This is a genomic window from Pseudomonas sp. GW821-FHT09D08 (assembly GCF_059416305.1).
Window position 1 is genome coordinate 81,206 of sequence record NZ_JBWKOX010000011.1, and the last position, 17,093, is coordinate 98,298.

The 17,093-nt window shown below is 62.7% G+C and carries 13 protein-coding genes and 2 pseudogenes; 10 read left to right on the forward strand and 5 right to left on the reverse strand.

Going from position 1 to position 17,093, the window contains the following annotated elements:
* Window positions 1-60 precede the first annotated feature (60 nt).
* The 6 genes from AC07OP_RS19380 (at window position 61) to otnI (ending at window position 8,510) form a co-directional block, all read left to right on the forward strand.
* Window positions 61-3,165 (forward strand): autotransporter outer membrane beta-barrel domain-containing protein, encoded by a 3,105-nt coding sequence (locus AC07OP_RS19380; protein WP_495102187.1) that lies wholly within the window; start codon window positions 61-63, stop codon window positions 3,163-3,165.
* Between the two features lie 137 nt (window positions 3,166-3,302).
* A complete protein-coding gene (ltnD, locus tag AC07OP_RS19385; protein WP_495102188.1) occupies window positions 3,303-4,208 on the forward strand; it encodes an L-threonate dehydrogenase in 906 nt (301 codons plus the stop codon).
* A 10-nt stretch (window positions 4,209-4,218) separates the two neighbouring features.
* Window positions 4,219-5,511 (forward strand): 3-oxo-tetronate kinase, encoded by a 1,293-nt coding sequence (gene otnK / locus AC07OP_RS19390; RefSeq protein ID WP_495102189.1) that lies wholly within the window; start codon window positions 4,219-4,221, stop codon window positions 5,509-5,511.
* Entirely contained in the window at window positions 5,508-6,152 is a 645-nt protein-coding gene (otnC, locus tag AC07OP_RS19395) for a 3-oxo-tetronate 4-phosphate decarboxylase (protein ID WP_495102190.1), read from the forward strand. The genes otnK and otnC overlap by 4 nt, the downstream gene beginning before the upstream one ends.
* Window positions 6,153-6,248: 96 nt before the next feature.
* Window positions 6,249-7,709 (forward strand): GntT/GntP/DsdX family permease, encoded by a 1,461-nt coding sequence (locus AC07OP_RS19400; protein ID WP_115489066.1) that lies wholly within the window; start codon window positions 6,249-6,251, stop codon window positions 7,707-7,709.
* Between the two features lie 15 nt (window positions 7,710-7,724).
* Complete coding sequence (gene otnI, locus AC07OP_RS19405; RefSeq protein ID WP_495102191.1) at window positions 7,725-8,510, forward strand: 2-oxo-tetronate isomerase; 786 nt, start codon at window positions 7,725-7,727, stop codon at window positions 8,508-8,510.
* Window positions 8,511-8,829: 319 nt separating this feature from the next.
* Here the strand turns inward: otnI and AC07OP_RS19410 are convergent, their stop codons facing one another.
* The 4 genes and pseudogenes from AC07OP_RS19410 to AC07OP_RS19425 all read right to left on the reverse strand — a co-directional run bounded on the left by AC07OP_RS19410 (window position 8,830) and on the right by AC07OP_RS19425 (window position 12,721).
* On the reverse strand, window positions 8,830-9,651 hold the full coding sequence (locus AC07OP_RS19410) for a DeoR/GlpR family DNA-binding transcription regulator (RefSeq protein WP_115489068.1): 822 nt from the start codon (window positions 9,649-9,651) through the stop codon (window positions 8,830-8,832).
* Window positions 9,652-9,742: 91 nt separating this feature from the next.
* Window positions 9,743-10,258 (reverse strand): annotated as a pseudogene (locus tag AC07OP_RS19415) (methyl-accepting chemotaxis protein); the annotation flags it as partial.
* Window positions 10,259-10,606: 348 nt separating this feature from the next.
* Window positions 10,607-11,686: pseudogene (locus AC07OP_RS19420) on the reverse strand (HAMP domain-containing protein); the annotation flags it as partial.
* Between the two features lie 144 nt (window positions 11,687-11,830).
* The gene (locus tag AC07OP_RS19425) at window positions 11,831-12,721 is read right to left on the reverse strand and encodes a bestrophin family protein (RefSeq protein ID WP_115489070.1); all 891 of its coding nucleotides are present in this window, start codon (window positions 12,719-12,721) and stop codon (window positions 11,831-11,833) included.
* 249 nt (window positions 12,722-12,970) lie between these two features.
* On the opposite strand from AC07OP_RS19425, the gene AC07OP_RS19430 reads away from it, so the two are divergent.
* From AC07OP_RS19430 to AC07OP_RS19440, 3 genes are read left to right on the forward strand one after another with little or no spacing between them, the layout of a single operon-like run.
* Window positions 12,971-13,861 carry a hypothetical protein gene (locus AC07OP_RS19430; protein ID WP_495102192.1) on the forward strand — a complete coding sequence of 297 codons (891 nt, stop codon included), beginning with the start codon at window positions 12,971-12,973 and terminating at the stop codon, window positions 13,859-13,861.
* Complete coding sequence (locus AC07OP_RS19435; protein WP_495102193.1) at window positions 13,846-14,892, forward strand: GGDEF domain-containing protein; 1,047 nt, start codon at window positions 13,846-13,848, stop codon at window positions 14,890-14,892. Before AC07OP_RS19430 ends, AC07OP_RS19435 begins: the two co-directional genes overlap by 16 nt.
* Window positions 14,889-15,347: a metallophosphoesterase family protein gene (locus AC07OP_RS19440; protein WP_495102194.1), complete on the forward strand. Its 459-nt coding sequence runs from the start codon at window positions 14,889-14,891 to the stop codon at window positions 15,345-15,347. The genes AC07OP_RS19435 and AC07OP_RS19440 overlap by 4 nt, the downstream gene beginning before the upstream one ends.
* Before the next feature lie 8 nt (window positions 15,348-15,355).
* Here the strand turns inward: AC07OP_RS19440 and AC07OP_RS19445 are convergent, their stop codons facing one another.
* Window positions 15,356-15,667 (reverse strand): ArsR/SmtB family transcription factor, encoded by a 312-nt coding sequence (locus tag AC07OP_RS19445; RefSeq protein ID WP_027603612.1) that lies wholly within the window; start codon window positions 15,665-15,667, stop codon window positions 15,356-15,358.
* A gap of 78 nt (window positions 15,668-15,745) precedes the next feature.
* Here AC07OP_RS19445 and AC07OP_RS19450 point away from each other — a divergent pair, with 78 nt between their 5' ends.
* Window positions 15,746-16,837 (forward strand): NADH:flavin oxidoreductase/NADH oxidase, encoded by a 1,092-nt coding sequence (locus AC07OP_RS19450; RefSeq protein WP_495102195.1) that lies wholly within the window; start codon window positions 15,746-15,748, stop codon window positions 16,835-16,837.
* Window positions 16,838-17,093: the final 256 nt, after the last annotated feature.

The window sequence follows — 17,093 nt, forward strand, 5'->3', positions numbered from 1 at the left end:
GCGGGCATTTTTTTGTCGAGCGCTTTTGTTGGAAGACAACTAACGTCAAGGAATGGATCAATGAACTTTCCGAAGAAACCCCTCAGTTTTGCAATCAGTTATGCCCTCTTCGTTGCACTAGTGCCGGTGCAGGCGGCCACTATCGGGTCTGTTGACGTTTCGTCCGAGGCGGGCGACCTGCTGGTACTGGATAATGACCAGGTTTCGTTCGCCGGCAAAGGTGCGGCCGTTCGCGTTATGGGGGGGCAAAATGAATTCATCGGCACGACCATGGATATCCACGCGACCGCCGGCGGGCCAAACGATGCGGTGACGGGGCTGCAAGTGCAGGGTGGTGGGCGGGGCACACTGCAGGGCTCAACGATCAAGGCCAGCGGCTATTTCGGTGACGGCGCCAGCGCCAGCGGTGCAGGCTCGCACGTGCAGCTGGGGCAGACCGACATCACCACCGACGGCGCCCGTGGCCGTGGGGTCATGGTCAATCAGGGCTCCAGCGCGCAGATCATCGGCGGCACGGTCACCACCACAGGGCTCATGGCCGACGGGCTCTCTGCCATGGGCGCTGGTTCGACCATCAGCGCCAGTGGCACGAGCGTATCGACCGCCGGCAATGCGGCCTACGCAGTGCGGGCGCAACAGGGGGCGCGCATCAAGTTGAACAACGTCAGCGCCACCGCCCATGGCCAGACTGCCGCGATCGCCATCACCGGTACGGACAGCGTGGTCACCGCCGACGGCGTGACCGCACAATCCGACGGCGCCCAGGGCGTGGAGATGCAAGAAGGACGTCTGGAGTTCAGCAATGGCAGCATCCAGGCCAAGACTGACGGCATCCTGATCCGGCCGAGTTCTCCCAACGGTGGGGGGACGGCGGTAGTGCGCAATTCCCAGGTCCTCTCTCAAACCGGCAACGGCATCAACCTTGATGCCAAAGGTGCGTCCCTGGAACTGTACGAGTCCCAGATCAGCGCCAAAGGGGATAATGGTTCGGCGATCTGGATGCCCGGCAGCGACAGCCACGCCGACGTGCACGACAGTCAGCTGGAAACATGGGGCACACAGGCGGCCGCGGTGGACAATCGCGCCGGTATTTTCCAGATGGACGGCGGCCGCGTGGTCACCCACGGTGACTCGTCCCACGGGCTCTATGCATCAACCGACGTGATCGGTGGCCAGTCGGGGGCGCCCGGGGCGACGTTCGATGTGATGAACGTGGTGATCGAGACCTTTGGCGTCGGGTCGGTCGGCGCCTTAGCCCGGCTGGGCGGGACACGGATGGTGTTGTCCGACAGCCAGCTGTTGACCCACGGTGATCTCAGTCATGGCCTACTGGTTTCAGGCGATGATGCCAGCTTGCAGACGACTCGCACGAATGTGGTCACCGAAGGTAACTCGGCGTATGGCCTGTCGGTCAGCAACAATGCCACGGCAGACCTGACCGACACCCACATCGAGACCGCTGGAGAGAAAGCCTACGGGCTGGTGAGCCAGGCAACCATCGCGGGTATCACCAACCAACTCGATCTCACTGACAGTACGGTACTGGCCCACGACAGCAGTGCCTTGCGCGTCTCCGGCGGCAGCTTGCTCAGTCATCTGACCCACAGCAGCCTGGTGGGGCGCAGCGCCGATCAGCCCGCGACGGCAGTATGGATTACCGACGGTGCCAATGGGCTGGCCGCCGACCTCGTCCGGCTGGACAGCGATCACTCGTTCATCGATGGCGATGTCCTGGTCGAGGGTGGCGCGCTGCAGTTGAGCCTGAACAATCAGTCACGCCTCGAAGGTGCGGTGAACGATACCCCTGGCCATTCCAGCCTCAGTCTGGACGACAGCAGCACCTGGCTGATGCGGGGCGACTCCAGTGTCGGCCAACTGACAAATAAGGGCAGCGTGGAATTCGCCACGCCGGCAGCGAGCGATTTCATGCGCCTGAAAGTCGTCGGCGACCTTCAGGGCGACGGGCAGTACATCATGAATACTGATCTGGGCGCGCTGCGCGGCGACCGGCTTGAGGTGGGCGGCCAGGTGACCGGTAATAACCAGTTGCTGGTGCGCAACAGCGGCGCCGAGCCGTCGGGCGGTGGGCAGAAATTGCTGTTGATCGACAGCCAGGGGGGCGTCGGCGACTTCACGCTGGCCAACCGTGGCCAGGAGGTGGATGTGGGCACCTACCGCTACACCTTGCAACGTGACGACAGTGCGAGCGGCCAATCGCAGTGGAGCCTGGTCAACATCACCGAGCAACTGTCCACCGCCGCCAGCGCGGCGATCAACAGCAGCGCGTTGGCGACCCTGCGTGACACCTGGGATGCTGAGCGCGGCAGCCTGATCCAGCGCCTGGGCGATGTGCGCGGCGATGGCCACGACGAAGGGGTGTGGATGCGCAGCTATGGTCAGGAGCAGCAACTGGATAACGGCGCAGGGCGGCACTTCACGCAGAACCTCAACGGCGTCCAGGTGGGTGTGGATGGCCGGATGGCGCGCAGCAACGGTTCGCTGATCCTCGGCGGCCTTGCCGGTTACAGTCACGCCAATCGCAGCTTCAATGGCGAGGGCAGCGGTAAGCTCGAAAGTTACTACATCGGTGCCTACGCCACTTACCTGGACGATTCGGGTTGGTACACCGACAGCCTGCTGACACTCAATCGCTGGTCCACTCGGTTCGACGTGGACGCTACCGACGGCAAACGCGTCAGCGGTAAAACCCACAGCAACGGCGCTGGCCTCTCGGTGGAAACCGGCAAGCGCCTGGATTTCTCCCATGGCTGGTTTGTTGAGCCCCAAGCGCAGTTGTCGGCGTTGTACGGTGGCGGTGATCGTTACCGGTTGAGCAACGACATGCGCGTCGACGCCGACGATGGCATTTCAACCCAGTTGCGCGGCGGCGCGCTGGTTGGGCGCCAGATGCGGTTGGAGGGTGATTTTGCGATCCAGCCGTACCTCAAGGCTGGCTGGATCCAGGACCTGTCAGCGCGCAACCAGGTCAAGACCAACGACGTCAGCAGCCACCCCGACGGCAATGGCGGTGGCTGGTATGCCGGGGCAGGTATTACTGCGGCCATGAGCAGGAGCCAGCATCTATATGTCGATGTCGAGACCAGTGACAGTTCTACCCAAAAGCGCCCGTGGGCTTTGAACATAGGTTACCGGCTGGCGTGGTAAATCGGCGGCGACCAATGTTAACAAATGTTAAATAGAAAAATAACTTCACATAATCCGTTCATTGGTGGATGATCGACTGCAATTCCAATGCGGCTCGCCGGTGTAGCGCGAGCTGCCGTTTTCCCCTGGAGTACCCCATGAATAATAAGAATGTCGGTGTGATCGGTCTGGGCGCGATGGGGCTGGGCATTGCCCGTTCGCTGTTGCGCGCAGGCTTTAATGTGCATGCCTGTGATGTGCGCGACGCGGTGACCCAGCAGTTCGCCAGCGAAGGCGGGGTGGCGTGCGCGTCGCCGGCGCAGATGGCCGAGGCCTGTGATGTGATCATCACCGTGGTGGTCAACGCCGAGCAGACCGAGACCGTGCTGTTCGGTGAGGGCGCTGCCGTGGCGGCGCTGCGTCCCGCCAGCCTGGTGATCGGCTGTGCCACCGTGGCCCCGACCTACGCCGTGGACCTCGGCCGGCGCCTGGGCGAACACGGCCTGCTGTACCTGGATGCGCCGATTTCCGGCGGTGCGGCCAAGGCCGCCGCCGGTGAGATGACCATGATGACCTCCGGCCCGCAGGCCGCCTATGCCAAGGCCGATGCAGTGCTGGCGGGCATGGCCGGCAAGGTGTATCGCCTGGGCGACGTCCATGGCCTGGGCTCCAAGGTCAAGATCATCAACCAGTTGCTCGCCGGCGTGCATATCGCCGCCTCCGCCGAAGCCATGGCCCTGGGCCTGCGCGAAGGGGTGGACGCCGATGCCTTGTACGAGGTGATCACCCACAGCGCCGGCAATTCCTGGATGTTCGAAAACCGCGTGCCGCACATTCTCAAGGCCGACTACACGCCACTGTCGGCGGTGGATATTTTCGTCAAGGACCTCGGCCTGGTGCTGGATACCGCGCGTGCGAGCAAATTCCCGCTGCCGTTGTCGGCCACTGCGCACCAGATGTTCATGCAGGCTTCCAGCGCCGGTTTTGGCCGCGAGGACGACTCGGCGGTGATCAAGATTTTCCCCGGCATCGACCTGCCGACTGCCAAGCCCGAGCCGGTGTAAGGAACGCTTTATGACTAACCACACCACGCGCCCGTTGCTGGGCTGCATCGCCGATGATTTCACCGGCGCCACCGACCTGGCCAACATGCTGGTGCGCGGCGGTATGCGCACGGTGCAGAGCATCGGCATCCCCAGCCGCGAAGTCGCGGACGGGCTGGATGCGGACGCCATCGTCATCGCCCTCAAGTCGCGTACCACGCCGGTCGCAGAGGCTGTGGAGGAATCCTTGGCCGCGCTGGACTGGCTACGCGAGCAGGGCTGCGAACAGATTTTTTTCAAGTATTGCTCGACCTTTGACTCCACTGCCGCCGGCAATATCGGCCAGGTCAGCGAGGCCTTGCTCAAGGCGCTGGGCAGTGATTTCACCCTGGCCTGCCCGGCGTTCCCGGAAAACGGCCGGACGATTTTCCGTGGTCACCTGTTTGTGCAGGACCAGTTGCTCAATGAGTCGGGCATGCAACATCACCCGCTGACGCCCATGGGCGACGCGAATCTGGTGCGCGTGCTGCAGAGCCAGACGCAATTGCCGGTCGGGCTGCTGCGGTACGACAGCATCGCCGCGGGCGTCGAGGCGACCCGTAAAAAAATCGCCGAACTGCGCGAGCAAGGCGTGGGCATTGCCATCGCCGATGCGCTGTCCGATCAAGACCTCTACACCCTCGGCAGCGCCTGCGCCGACTTGCCTTTGCTCACGGGTGGCTCGGGCCTGGCCTTGGGTTTGCCGGGCAATTTCCGCCGTGCCGGTAAGCTGCGCGACTTCGATGCGGCGACGCTGCCGACTATCAGCGGTGGCGAGGTGGTGCTCGCCGGCAGTGCCTCGGTGGCGACCCTCGGCCAGGTTGCGGCCTGGTTAGAGGCGGGTCGCCCGGCGTTGCGCATTGATCCGTTGGCCCTGGCTGCCGGTGAGCCGGTGGTGGCGCAGGCCCTGGCGTTTGCCCGCGACAGTGCACACACCGTATTGATCTACGCCACCAGCACCCCCGCCGAGGTCAAGGCCGTGCAAGAGCGGCTCGGCGTCGAGCGCGCCGGGGCCCTGGTGGAGAACGCCTTGGGCGAGATCGCCGCGGGCTTGCGCGAGCAAGGCGTGCGGCGTTTCGTGATCGCCGGCGGCGAAACCTCTGGCGCGGTGGTCAAGGCCCTCGGCGTCAACCTGCTGCAGATCGGCGCGCAGATTGATCCTGGCGTGCCGGCCACCGTCAGCAGTTCCGCCGAGCCCCTGGCACTGGCGCTCAAATCCGGCAACTTCGGTGGCCGTGAGTTTTTCGCCAAAGCCCTCGCGCACCTGGCCGGAGGTGCCCAGTGACTGGCATCGACGAACAGGCCCTGCGCGAAGAAATCTGCGATGTCGGCCACAGCCTGTATCAACGTGGCTACACCGTCGGCAGCGCCGGCAATATCAGTGCGCGCCTCGACGATGGCTGGCTGATCACCCCCACCGATGCCTGCCTCGGGCGCCTCGTGCCAGGTGCTATTGCCAAGGTCAACCTGAAAGGCGAGTGGGTGTCCGGGGACAAACCGTCCAAGACCCTGGCCCTGCATCGCCAGGTGTATGACCGCAACCCCTCGGTGGGCGGTGTGGTGCACACCCACTCCACCCACCTGGTGGCGCTGACCCTGGCAGGCGTGTGGAGCGCGCAGGATATCTTGCCGCCGCTCACGCCTTACCAGGTGATGAAGGTCGGTCACATTCCCTTGATCGGCTATCAGCGTCCGGGTTCGCCCAACGTCGCCGAGCAAGTCGCGCAACTGGCCAACCGCGTGCGTGGGGTGATGCTTGAACGCCTCGGTCCGGTTGTCTGGGAAAGCTCGGTGGCCAGGGCCAGCTACGCCCTGGAAGAGTTGGAAGAAACCGCACGGTTGTGGTTGATGAGCAACCCTCGGCCGGCGCCGCTGGATCAGGCGGCACTGGATGAATTGCGCGAGACCTTCGGCGCGCACTGGTAACCCGCAAGACACACCGCAAGTGCTGCCCGAGCGCCTGGTTTGACGCTCGACGGCCCCGGCTTGCCTGAAAAAACAATAACAACAGGACATTCTTGAATGAGCCCACTGATTTTGATGTTGACCGCTGTCGCGGGTATCGCGCTGCTGCTGTTTCTGGTCCTCAGGTACAAATTCCAGCCGTTTGTCGCGTTGATGCTGGTGAGTATCGTGGTGGCGCTGGTGGCCGGGGTGAAACCGGCTGACCTGGTGGCGACGATCGAGGGCGGCATGGGCAAGACCCTTGGCCATATCGCGATCATCATTGCCCTGGGCGCGATGATCGGGCGGATCATCGAGCTGTCCGGCGGTGCCGAGGCCCTGGCCAAGTCGCTGATCGAGCGCTTCGGCAACAGCCGTACGCCGCTGGCGCTGACCATCGCCGGGTTCATCATCGGCGTGCCGGTGTTCTTTGAAGTCGGGGTGATCATCCTCATGCCGCTGGCGTATGGCGTGGCACGCCGGGCACGCAAGCCGCTGCTGGTGTTCGCTTTGCCGATGTGTGCGGCGCTGCTCACCGTGCATGCCTTCCTGCCGCCCCATCCGGGCGCCGTGGCCGCCGCCAGCCAACTGGGCGCCGACCTGGGCCGGGTGCTGATGTTCGGCCTGCCGATCACCGCGTTGCTGTGCTACATCGGTTACCGCGTGGCGGGGCGCATGACCCGACGCTTCTATCCGATGACCGACGATATCCGTGCCGAAGTCTATGGCCCTCACGTGACCAATGAAGACCTGCGGGCCTGGACCAACGGCAATCACCAGGCGGTGCAACAGAGCGCTGTGGCCGAGTCCCCTATGGGCCTGGAAGAGTCCACCAGCGCCATCGCCGCCAAGCTGCCGGCGGCGCCTGCACCCGGTTTCGGCCTGATTGTCAGCCTGATCCTGCTGCCGATTGTGCTGATTTTGCTGGGCACCCTGGCCACGTCGCTGCTGCCGGTCGACTCGACCCTGCGTGGGGTGATGACCGTACTCGGCGCGCCGCTGGTGGCGCTGCTGATCGACACCTTGCTGTGTGCCTGGCTGCTCGGCTCGCGCCGTGGCTGGAGCCGCAGCCAGGTCTCTGACGTGATCGGCTCGGCGTTGCCGGGCGTGGCGATGGTGATCCTGATCGCCGGCGCCGGTGGTGTGTTCGGCAAGGTGCTGGTGGACACCGGCATCGGCGCGGTAGTCTCCGACATGCTGCGCACCACCGGCCTGCCGGTACTGGCCCTGGGCTTTTTGTTGACCATGCTGCTGCGCGCGGTGCAGGGTTCGACCACCGTGGCCCTGGTGACCACGGCGGGGATCATCAGCCCGCTGATCGTGACCCTCAACCTTACGCCCAACCACCTGGCGCTGCTGTGCCTGGCCATGGGCGGTGGCGGGCTGGCGATGTCGCATATCAACGACGCCGGCTACTGGATCTTCACCAAGCTCGCCGGGCTCAACGTGGCCGACGGTCTGCGCACGTGGACGGTGATCACCACCTTGCTCGGCACCTTGGGTTTCTTGATTACCCTGCTGATCTGGCCTTTTGTCTGACTCTTGGGAGCTTTTATGCCTCGTTTTGCTGCCAACCTGAGCATGCTGTACCCGCAACATGATTTTCTCGAGCGCTTCGCGGCGGCGAAGGCCGATGGTTTCGACGCGGTGGAATACCTGTTCCCCTACGACTACAGCGCCGAGGCACTCAAGCAACACCTGAGTGACAACGGCCTGGTCCAGGCCCTGTTCAATGCACCACCGGGCGATTGGGCTGCGGGGGAGCGCGGCATCGCCACGCTGCCGGGGCGTGAGGCGGAGTTTCGCAGTGGCTTCGACCGCGCGTTGGAATACGCCGCCGTGCTCGGTAACGACCGCGTGCACGTCATGGCCGGCTTGCTGCCCTCGGAAAGCCTGCGCCAGCGCCACCAGGCCGTGTACCTGGAAAACCTCGCCTACGCCAGCGCGGCGGCGGCCAAGGTCGGCGTCACCGTGTTGCTGGAACCGATCAACACCCGCGACATGCCGGGGTTTTTCCTCAACCGCCAGGACCAGGCCCACGCCATCTGCCGGGAGGTTGGTGCGCGCAACCTCAAGGTGCAGTTCGACTGCTACCACTGCCAGATCGTCGAAGGCGACTTGGCCACCAAACTGCGCCGCGACTTCGATGGCATTGGCCATATCCAGATTGCCGGGGTACCGGACCGTCACGAGCCAGAGCTGGGCGAACTGAACTACGGGTTCCTGTTCGAACTGATGGACCAGTTGGGCTACGACGGCTGGGTCGGCTGCGAATACCGGCCAAAGGCCGATACCTCGGCGGGCCTGCAATGGTTGCGGGACTGGAAAGCGGCTCGGTAGTCGACGAGCGTCTGTGTCGGTTCGGTTCAAATGTGGGAGGGGCGGTGCGACGATTCGACTTGCCCCCGATAGCAGTGTGTCAGCCAACACATCTACCAACCATGCCGCCGCCATCGAAGCCTCGCTAAAGCTCGACATCTCCCACAGGGATCAGCAGTGCCCACGAGATCTATAGCCGGGCAACTTTTTACCTGCCAACAACAACCAAATGTGGGAGGGGGCTTGCCCCCGATGCGGTGGCTCAGCCAACACCTCTACCAACCCTGCCGTCGCCATCGAAGCCTAGCTAAAGCTCGACCTCTCCCACACAGGAAGGGCATCACTCCGGCAACGGATCACCCGGCAGCATCAATTCAATCCCGCGCTTGCGGATGCCATCTGCCGCTGCCGGGGCCAGGGCGTCGTCGCTGATGATCACGTCGAACGGTTCCAGCCCGGCGATGCGGTACATGCTGAAGGTGCCGTATTTGGAGCTGCTCGCCACCAACACCACCTGGGACGCCGATTGCATCGCCACTTGCTTGACCTCGACTTTCAGCGCCGAGGGGGTGGTGATGCCTCGGTGCAAATCCCAGGAACTGGTGGAGACAAAGGCGATGTCCGTGACCACCTGGCGCAGGGTCGCCACGGCCAGCCCGCCGACGGAAGAATGGTTGTCATGGTCCAGTTGGCCGCCGGTGTGGATCACCGTGACCTGCGTCGCATCCATCAGGGCCTGCACGATCCCGAAGTCGTTGGTGACCACCGTCATCCCCGACAGCGCCTTGATATACGGGACGATCTCCAGGGTGCTGGTGCCGGCATCCAGGTACACCGTCATGTCCGCGTGCAGCAACCGTGCGGCCAGTCGTGCCATGGCCTGCTTTTGCGGCAACTCCACCACGGCTTTGGATTGATGGCTGGGTTCGCTGTGCAACTGGCTGGCGATCCGGACCCCACCGGTGACGGAGTACGCCCGGCCTTCCTGCTCCAGCAGGGCGATATCGCGGCGCACGGTCATGTGCGAGCAGTCGAACATCTCCATCAACTGGTGCACGCTCATCACCTGATGCTTGCGCAACTGTCGCAGGATCTGTTCTCGACGCTGCTCGGGAATCATCGGGGTGCTGCTGTCGGTGGCCGTGTCCTTCGGGTTGGGCATTAAGGCTCCGCAGTGGTTGGGTAAGAGGCGGGGAGTGCGTGGCTATAGTAGCCAATACACGCCCCCGCCGGCGACCCCGGTGTGACAGCGGTCAGAACTTGAACCGCCCCACCAACCCCTTGAGCTGACCGGAAATATCCGTCAACCGCCCCGATCCGGTCTGCGCCGAGTGGGCAAAGCCTTCGACCAGTTGCGCATCGGCATGGATCTGCGCGATGTGCCGGTTGATCTCTTCGGCCACTTGGTGCTGTTCTTCGGCCGCGGTGGCGATCTGGGTGTTCTGGTCGCGGATCGAGTCCACCGAGCCTTGGATCTTGTCGAAGCTGTCGCGGGCCTGCTGGATGCGTTCCACGCTGGTGTGGGACACCTGAAGGCTGCCTTGCATCTGCTGGGTGACTTCCTGGGTGCGGCGGGCGAGGTTGCCCAGCAGGCTGTCGATTTCACCGGTGGAGTCGGCAGTGCGGCGTGCCAGGGCGCGGACTTCGTCGGCGACCACGGCAAAACCGCGGCCCTGGTCACCGGCGCGCGCGGCTTCAATCGCGGCGTTGAGCGCCAGCAGGTTGGTCTGTTCGGCGATCGAGCGGATAGTGTCGAGGATGGTGTTGATGTTCTGGCTGTCCTGCTCCAGCAACTGCATGGTCTGGGTCGACTTTTGCAGGTCTTCGCTGAGCTTGAGCACGCTGCCGGTGGCTTCGCCGATGTGCTGCTGGCCATTGTGCACGTCGCGGTAGCCTTCGTCGGCACTCGCGGCGGCGGCGCTGCAGGAGCGCGCGACTTCGTTGGCGGTGGCTACCATTTCGTTGAACGCGGTGCTTACCAGCTCCACGGCTTCACGTTGGCGCCCGGCGGCCTGGTTCATGTTGTTGGCGACTTCGCTGGTGTCGGCGGCGGCGGTTTGCAGGTCGGAAGAGGCGTTGCCGATGCGCTGCACCAGTTGCGCGATCATGCTCAGGAACTGGTTGAACCAGCCCGCCAGGCTGGCGGTTTCGTCCTTGCCTTGCACCTTGAGTTGGCGCGTCAGGTCGCCTTCGCCTTCGGCAATCTCCTGCAGGCCGTCGGCCACCCCGCGAATCGGGCGCACGATCACGCTGGCAAAGCTGGCGCCGACAATCGCGAACACCACGGCCAGGACGGCGGCAATCGCGGCGATCAACCATGTGAGGCTGGTGGCGCCGGCCATGACTTCATCGCGTTTGATCAGGCCGATAAAGCGCCAGCCCAGATCCTTGGAGCTGACCACGTTGGCCATGTAGGCCACGCCGTTGATGTCGATCTGGGTCACGCCGTCGCCGCGCTTGGCCAGTTCGGCGTAGTTGGGGCCCAGGTCGGCCATCGGCTTGAAGTTGTGCTTGGCATCGCTGGGGTCCACCAGCACGTTGCCGTTGGCTTCCACCAGCATCAGGTAGCCGCTGTCGCCCAGCTTGATGTTGCGCACCAGTTCGGTGAGCTGCTTGAGCGACACGTCCAGGCCGACCACGCCGAGGATATTGCCGGTGGCATCGGCAACGGTGTGCACGGTGCCGATCAGCACCACGTCGTCCGGTGCCCAGTAATAGGCGCCGGTGCGCACGGTGGCGCCTGGGGCGGCGATGGCGGCTTTGTACCAGGGGCGTACGCGTGGGTCGTAGTTGTTCAGTTTGGTGTCGTCAGGCCAGCTGGCATAACCGCCGTCGGCGAGGCCCAAGGACAAGTAGGCGGTGCTCGGGTGGCTCTTGGCGAACTGATCGAAAATCGCCAGCAGGTCTTTGTTGGTCTGGGTCAGGGGGATTTGCGCGGCGTCGGCGCCGGCGTAGCTCTTGAGGTCCTTGGCCGCGACAACGCGCGGGTCCTTGGCGACGAAGTCGACGTTCTGGCTGATGCCATCGAAAAACTGCTTCATGCCGTTGTCGATCTGACGGATCTCGCGACCGCTGCTGTCGAGGAAATTGGCCAGGGCCCCCTCGCGCAAGTTCAGCACAACCATAACGGCCACCAGGATGACTGGCAGGCACGCGATAGCGGCAAACGCCCAGGTCAACTTTTGCTTGATATTCATGACTTCACCCGCGGGTATTTATATTTTTGGCAAGGAGAAAACAGTGGCGTCGAGCGTCGCATGTGTTGTTTTGAGGGGATGTGGCCCATGCGTACTCCCTTTGTATCGACTGCGGGAGCACGCACTTTAGGCCGAAGGGCGTGTTTATCCGATGCGCTCGCCGCCCAGCGCATCACGCTGCATCGATTGCAGGTTTTTCTCGATGGTTTCGCAGATGGCTTCCATCTGGATCTGGTGTTCGCTGGAGCGGAACGGGCTTTGCAGGTCGGTGCCGATACGTTCGATGGCCAGCAGCATAAAGCCCACCACGGTGGACGCCAGCGGGGTGAACCAGCCCAGGGATTCCACCAGGCCCACGGGCACGATCAGGCAGAACAGCGAGATAAACAGGCGCGGGAAATACACGTAGGGGTAGGGCAGTGGCGTGTTGGCAATCCGCTCCATGCCGCCCTGGGCATTGGACAAATCCACCAGGGTCGACTCCAGCCGTGCCAGGCGAATGCTGTCCAGGTGCCCGGCCTTGTATTCCCTGGCCAGCAACGCCGCCGAGCCGGTGAGGATGTCATTGGCGAAATTATTGGTGGCGCCGTTGCGGGCGAATTCCTCGGCGGGGATAAAGGCGCGTACTTCATCAGGGCACGGCTCGCCCTTGAGGTGCGCGGCCAGGCAATTCACATAGGCCACATGGCGGCGCAGCAGGGTGGCCTTGACCGGGTTCACTTCGCCGTCGGGGTCGTCCAGCAGGGTCAATACCTGCCGCGCGAAGCTGCGTGAATTGTTGACCATCGCGCCCCATAGCGTACGGGCCTCCCACCAGCGGTTATAGGCGCTGCTGTTACGAAAGCTGATGAGCACGATCAGTGCCGAGCCCAGCAGGGTGAGGGGCATCAGCGGCAAATTGATCTTGGCGGTGAGGAACAGCATGAAGTCCACGGTGACGGCGACGTCCCACAGCAACAGCCAGAACAGCGACCAGCCCACATAGCCCATGGTCTTGATGATCAGGCGGTACTTTTTGATGATGGCGGCTTTCAAACGACAACCTCGCGGCGAGCGGTAGGCAACAGTGCCTTAGCTCGGACGCCGGCTTGCGGGGAAGGTTCGCCGTGGCGACTGAAACGGTTAAGCCGCCTGGGTTTTTTGGAACAATTTTGGTAACGACGATGTCCCCTGAGCTAATCACGCTAGATTGCGCTCAAGGCAAAACGCCATTACCGGTGCTGCAATTGAGATCAGTGAATCCAAGTTGTTTGATCAGGGCTCTTTCTCATGTGCAGTGGTTCGTTGAAGCTGGCGATTGAACAGTCGGCGCGGGCGTTTGAGCGCCATATGGATTTTGACGGGTGTATTCGTACCCATTATTCGGCTCTGCTGGAGTGCTATTCAAAAAGACCGTTTTTCTACAAGACGGCACTGAAGTTCAGTCGCTTGATGGTGTCCTTTACGTTATTGAGCACGTATTTCGCCAAGCCGGTCCCCTTGCTGTCCGAGGTGAAAGCGTTTTGTGTGGCGCGCGGGTTCTGTTCGCGAAACAGCCTGGAGTCGATCTTCCTGCTGTTCAGGGCACTGGGGTTCATGACGGTGTCGAGGCATCCGGACGACAGCCGCCTGCGGCTGTTCAGCCCATCGTCCCAAGCCTGCGCGGAGATCAGGCCGATGCTCACGTCCATGGTCGAGCCGCTGGGCGTGATGTGCCCCGAACCCGCGGTGTGCGCCTCAATGGCCGGGTTGGATGATCGCGCCTATCTGGCCCGGTATTTCAAAGGGTTCTCGGTGCTTCTCTGCCGTAACCTGAGCATTGACCTGTTGATGCCCGATTGTTATTGGCTGGTAAAACGCGATGCCGGGCATATGTTGATGCTGGCGATCTATAACGATGCGTGTACGCGGGATAACCAGGGCGCAAGTTTCAGGTCTTCGTCCTACCTTTCCATCGCTGAGCAACTTTCGGTGTCCAAGACCCATGTCATTCGTCTGGTGCAAGAGGGGGCCGAGCGGGGCTATTTCAAGATTCATTCCAAGACGCAACTTGAGGTCCTGCCACCTTTTGTCGTGCTGGTAAGACGGTTCATGGCCTATTCGTTTGCGATCTGCCTGCACAGTCTTCAACTGAGTCATGCCGATGACACACCGGCGACGCATGCACAGGGAGTGACGGGATGCCGGCAAATGTGAAACTCAGGCCTCGGATGCAGAGGCTGTTGTCGCCCGCCATCGCCCAGGCCGAACTGATCGGGATTTTCGCCTGGCTGGCGGTGTTGCTGGTGGATCGTGGGGGGATGTTCGGCTGGCCGGTGGTGCTGGTCACGCTGGGGCTGTGCGGGGTGTATGGGGTTCACCGGGTGGTGACGCATTATGTGCTGTGGCGGGCGCTGGGCGGCTTCTACATGGTGCTGCTGTCCGCAGGTTTTGCCTATGTGGTGCACACCCGCCCCGCGTTGCAGGTGTTCGCCTTGCCGCTGGCCGTGACCTTGGTGATGAGCAGCGCAATCCTGTTTATCGTGGTCCAGGATTTTCTGGTCTGCGCCGCCCTGGTCTGGTTACTGACGTGGCCCAACATTCAGCTGAGCCTTTATGACGGGGTCGACACCTATGTGTTTATTTTTTGTGCGGCGTCGGTGTCGATCGGCTTTATCTTGAATGTCTACTACCTGAAAAACCTGCGCTCCGTGTTATTGGTCGAGAGTGAGTTTCGGGAATTGGCCGAGACGGATTACTTGACCGCCATCCTGAACCGGCGCGCCTTTATGGAGGGCTTCGCCAAACTGATTGCGGCCGGCGATACCGGTTACTTCATGATGTTGGATATCGACAGTTTCAAATTGAAGAATGACCAGTTCGGCCATGATGTCGGCGACCGGATCCTCTGCGCCATGGCCGCGTGCCTGAAATCCACCCCCGGCAGCCACAGTTTCGGCAGGATTGGCGGCGAGGAGTTCGGCGTGCTGCTGCTGGTCGATGACCCCGATCTCGCCACCGATTACGCGCTGCGCCTGCTGCAAGCGATCCGCTGCAGTGTCGCGCCGCCCCATCACTACACCTGCAGTGCGGGCATGACGCGCTTTACGGCCGGGGCCGATATGTCGGCGGTCCTCAAGCGTGCCGACCGCAATCTCTACGCCTCCAAGGGCAACGGTAAAGACCGCGTATATTTGGATGGCGCGCCGGTGTTTCACCGTTCGATGTCCACCCCGGAGGCCCTATGAAAGTTGGCGTGATTTCGGACACCCACGGCCTGCTGCGCCCTGAGGCTGTCGCTGCCTTGCAGGGATGCGAGCAGATCATCCATGCCGGTGATATCGGCAGCCCTGAGATTCTTCAGCAATTGGCACAGATCGCGCCCCTGCACGTGGTGCGTGGCAACAATGACCAGGACGCGCCGTGGGCAGAGCAGGTGCCCGATCATTTGATGCTGGCGGTGGACGGATGGCGGACGTTGGTGGTGCATGATATCGCCGACGTACCCGCCTTACTCGACGCGTCTACTCGGCTGGTGATCACCGGCCATTCGCACAAGCCCCTGATCGAATGGCGGGGCGCAACACTGTACGTAAACCCCGGCAGTGCAGGGCGGCGGCGCTTCAAATTGCCGGTGACGTTGGCGGTACTGGACGTGCGGGACATGACGATCGAGTCGCGGCTGATCGCGCTGCTGGACTGATCCTGCTTTTATCGTTGCGTCAGGATGCTCTGCAACAATCCCGGAAACCGTTCCTCAAGCACCTCGCCGCGCAATGAATTCATATGGGTAGTGCCCACGCTGCGGGTGTGGACCAGGCCGGCATCGCGCAGGACCCGGAAGTGGTGGGACATGCTGGACTTGGGACGCCCGCCGTCCAGTTCGCCGCAACTGGCCTCGGGCACGCCGGCCAGGCAGCGGACAATCTCCAGGCGCACCGGATCACTCAGCGCGTACAACAGGCGCTCGAGGGTCAAGTCTTCCGGGGTGGGGTGTTTAAAGGCTCGCATGAAACGAATCATAACAGGGGGCTATCATCGAATACCATAGTTCGATTACCATCGAACTATCGAATCATCCACTCGCTCCCGGAGTTCTCAATGCCCGCTTTGTTCGAACCGTTCACACTCAAAGACGTCACCCTGCGCAATCGCATCGCCATCCCGCCGATGTGCCAATACATGGCCGATGACGGCATCGTCAACGACTGGCACCTCGTGCACCTGGCCAGTATGGCCCGGGGTGGCGCCGGTTTGCTGGTGGTCGAGGCCACCGCTGTAGCGCCTGAGGGGCGTATCACCCCAGGTTGCGCCGGTCTCTGGAGCGACGCCCACGCCGAAGCGTTCGTGCCCATGGTCAAGGCCATCAAGGCCGCCGGTTCGGTGCCCGGCATCCAGATCGGCCACGCCGGTCGCAAAGCCAGCGCCAACCGCCCGTGGGAAGGGGACGACCACATACCTGCCTCCGATGCGCGCAGCTGGGAAACCATCGCGCCGTCGGCCATCGCCTTCGGTGCCAACCTGCCGCAAGTGCCACGCGCCATGACCCTGGACGACATCGCTCGGGTCAAGCAGGACTTCGTCGATGCCGCCCGCCGTGCCCGTGATGCCGGCTTCGAATGGATCGAACTGCACTTCGCCCATGGCTACCTGGGCCAGAGCTTCTTCTCCGAGCATTCCAACCAGCGCACCGACGCCTACGGTGGCAGCTTCGACAACCGCAGCCGTTTCCTCCTGGAAACCCTGGCCGCCGTGCGCGAGGTCTGGCCGGAGAACCTGCCGCTGACCGCGCGTTTTGGCGTGATCGAATACGACGGCCGGGACGAACAGACCCTGGCCGAATCCATCGAACTGGCCCGCAACTTCAAGGCCGGCGGCCTGGACCTGCTGAGCGTCAGCGTCGGTTTCACCATCCCCGACACCAATATCCCGTGGGGCCCGGCTTTCATGGGCCCGATCGCCGAGCGCGTGCGCCGCGAAGCCGGCATCCCGGTGACCTCAGCCTGGGGCTTTGGCACGCCGCAACTGGCGGAAGGTGCGTTGCAGGCGGGGCACCTGGACCTGGTCTCGGTCGGTCGTGCGCACCTGGCTGACCCGCATTGGGCGTACTTTGCGGCCAAGGAGCTGGGGGTGGAGAAGTCCTCCTGGACCCTGCCGGCGCCTTACGCCCATTGGTTGGAGCGGTATCGCTGATCGGATCCACTTCTAACGTTGTATAAAAATCCAAATGTGGGAGGGGGCTTGCCCCCGATAGCGGTAGACCAGTCGATGTTGCTGTGACTGATACACCGATATCGGGGGCAAGCCCCCTCCCACATTTGCCTCTCGTCCAATTTCCTACAGATCGATACAAAGCTGTTACCTGAAAAATAGTGAATGAGAATAGATGTCAAACGCGAATGACTTGGTATACCATTCCCGCGTTTTTTGGCAGGTTTGCCGCCCCATC

Excerpts from the sequence above, each read along its gene's own strand:
- AC07OP_RS19445 (WP_027603612.1), bottom strand. The coding sequence starts at position 15,667 with ATGATTCGTTTCATGCGAGCCTTTAAACACCCCACCCCGGAAGACTTG.
- otnK (WP_495102189.1), top strand. The coding sequence starts at position 4,219 with ATGACTAACCACACCACGCGCCCGTTGCTGGGCTGCATCGCCGATGAT.
- ltnD (WP_495102188.1), top strand. The coding sequence starts at position 3,303 with ATGAATAATAAGAATGTCGGTGTGATCGGTCTGGGCGCGATGGGGCTG.
- AC07OP_RS19440 (WP_495102194.1), top strand. The coding sequence starts at position 14,889 with ATGAAAGTTGGCGTGATTTCGGACACCCACGGCCTGCTGCGCCCTGAG.
- AC07OP_RS19435 (WP_495102193.1), top strand. The coding sequence starts at position 13,846 with ATGCCGGCAAATGTGAAACTCAGGCCTCGGATGCAGAGGCTGTTGTCG.
- AC07OP_RS19400 (WP_115489066.1), top strand. The coding sequence starts at position 6,249 with ATGAGCCCACTGATTTTGATGTTGACCGCTGTCGCGGGTATCGCGCTG.
- AC07OP_RS19410 (WP_115489068.1), bottom strand. The coding sequence starts at position 9,651 with ATGCCCAACCCGAAGGACACGGCCACCGACAGCAGCACCCCGATGATT.
- otnI (WP_495102191.1), top strand. The coding sequence starts at position 7,725 with ATGCCTCGTTTTGCTGCCAACCTGAGCATGCTGTACCCGCAACATGAT.
- AC07OP_RS19450 (WP_495102195.1), top strand. The coding sequence starts at position 15,746 with ATGCCCGCTTTGTTCGAACCGTTCACACTCAAAGACGTCACCCTGCGC.
- AC07OP_RS19380 (WP_495102187.1), top strand. The coding sequence starts at position 61 with ATGAACTTTCCGAAGAAACCCCTCAGTTTTGCAATCAGTTATGCCCTC.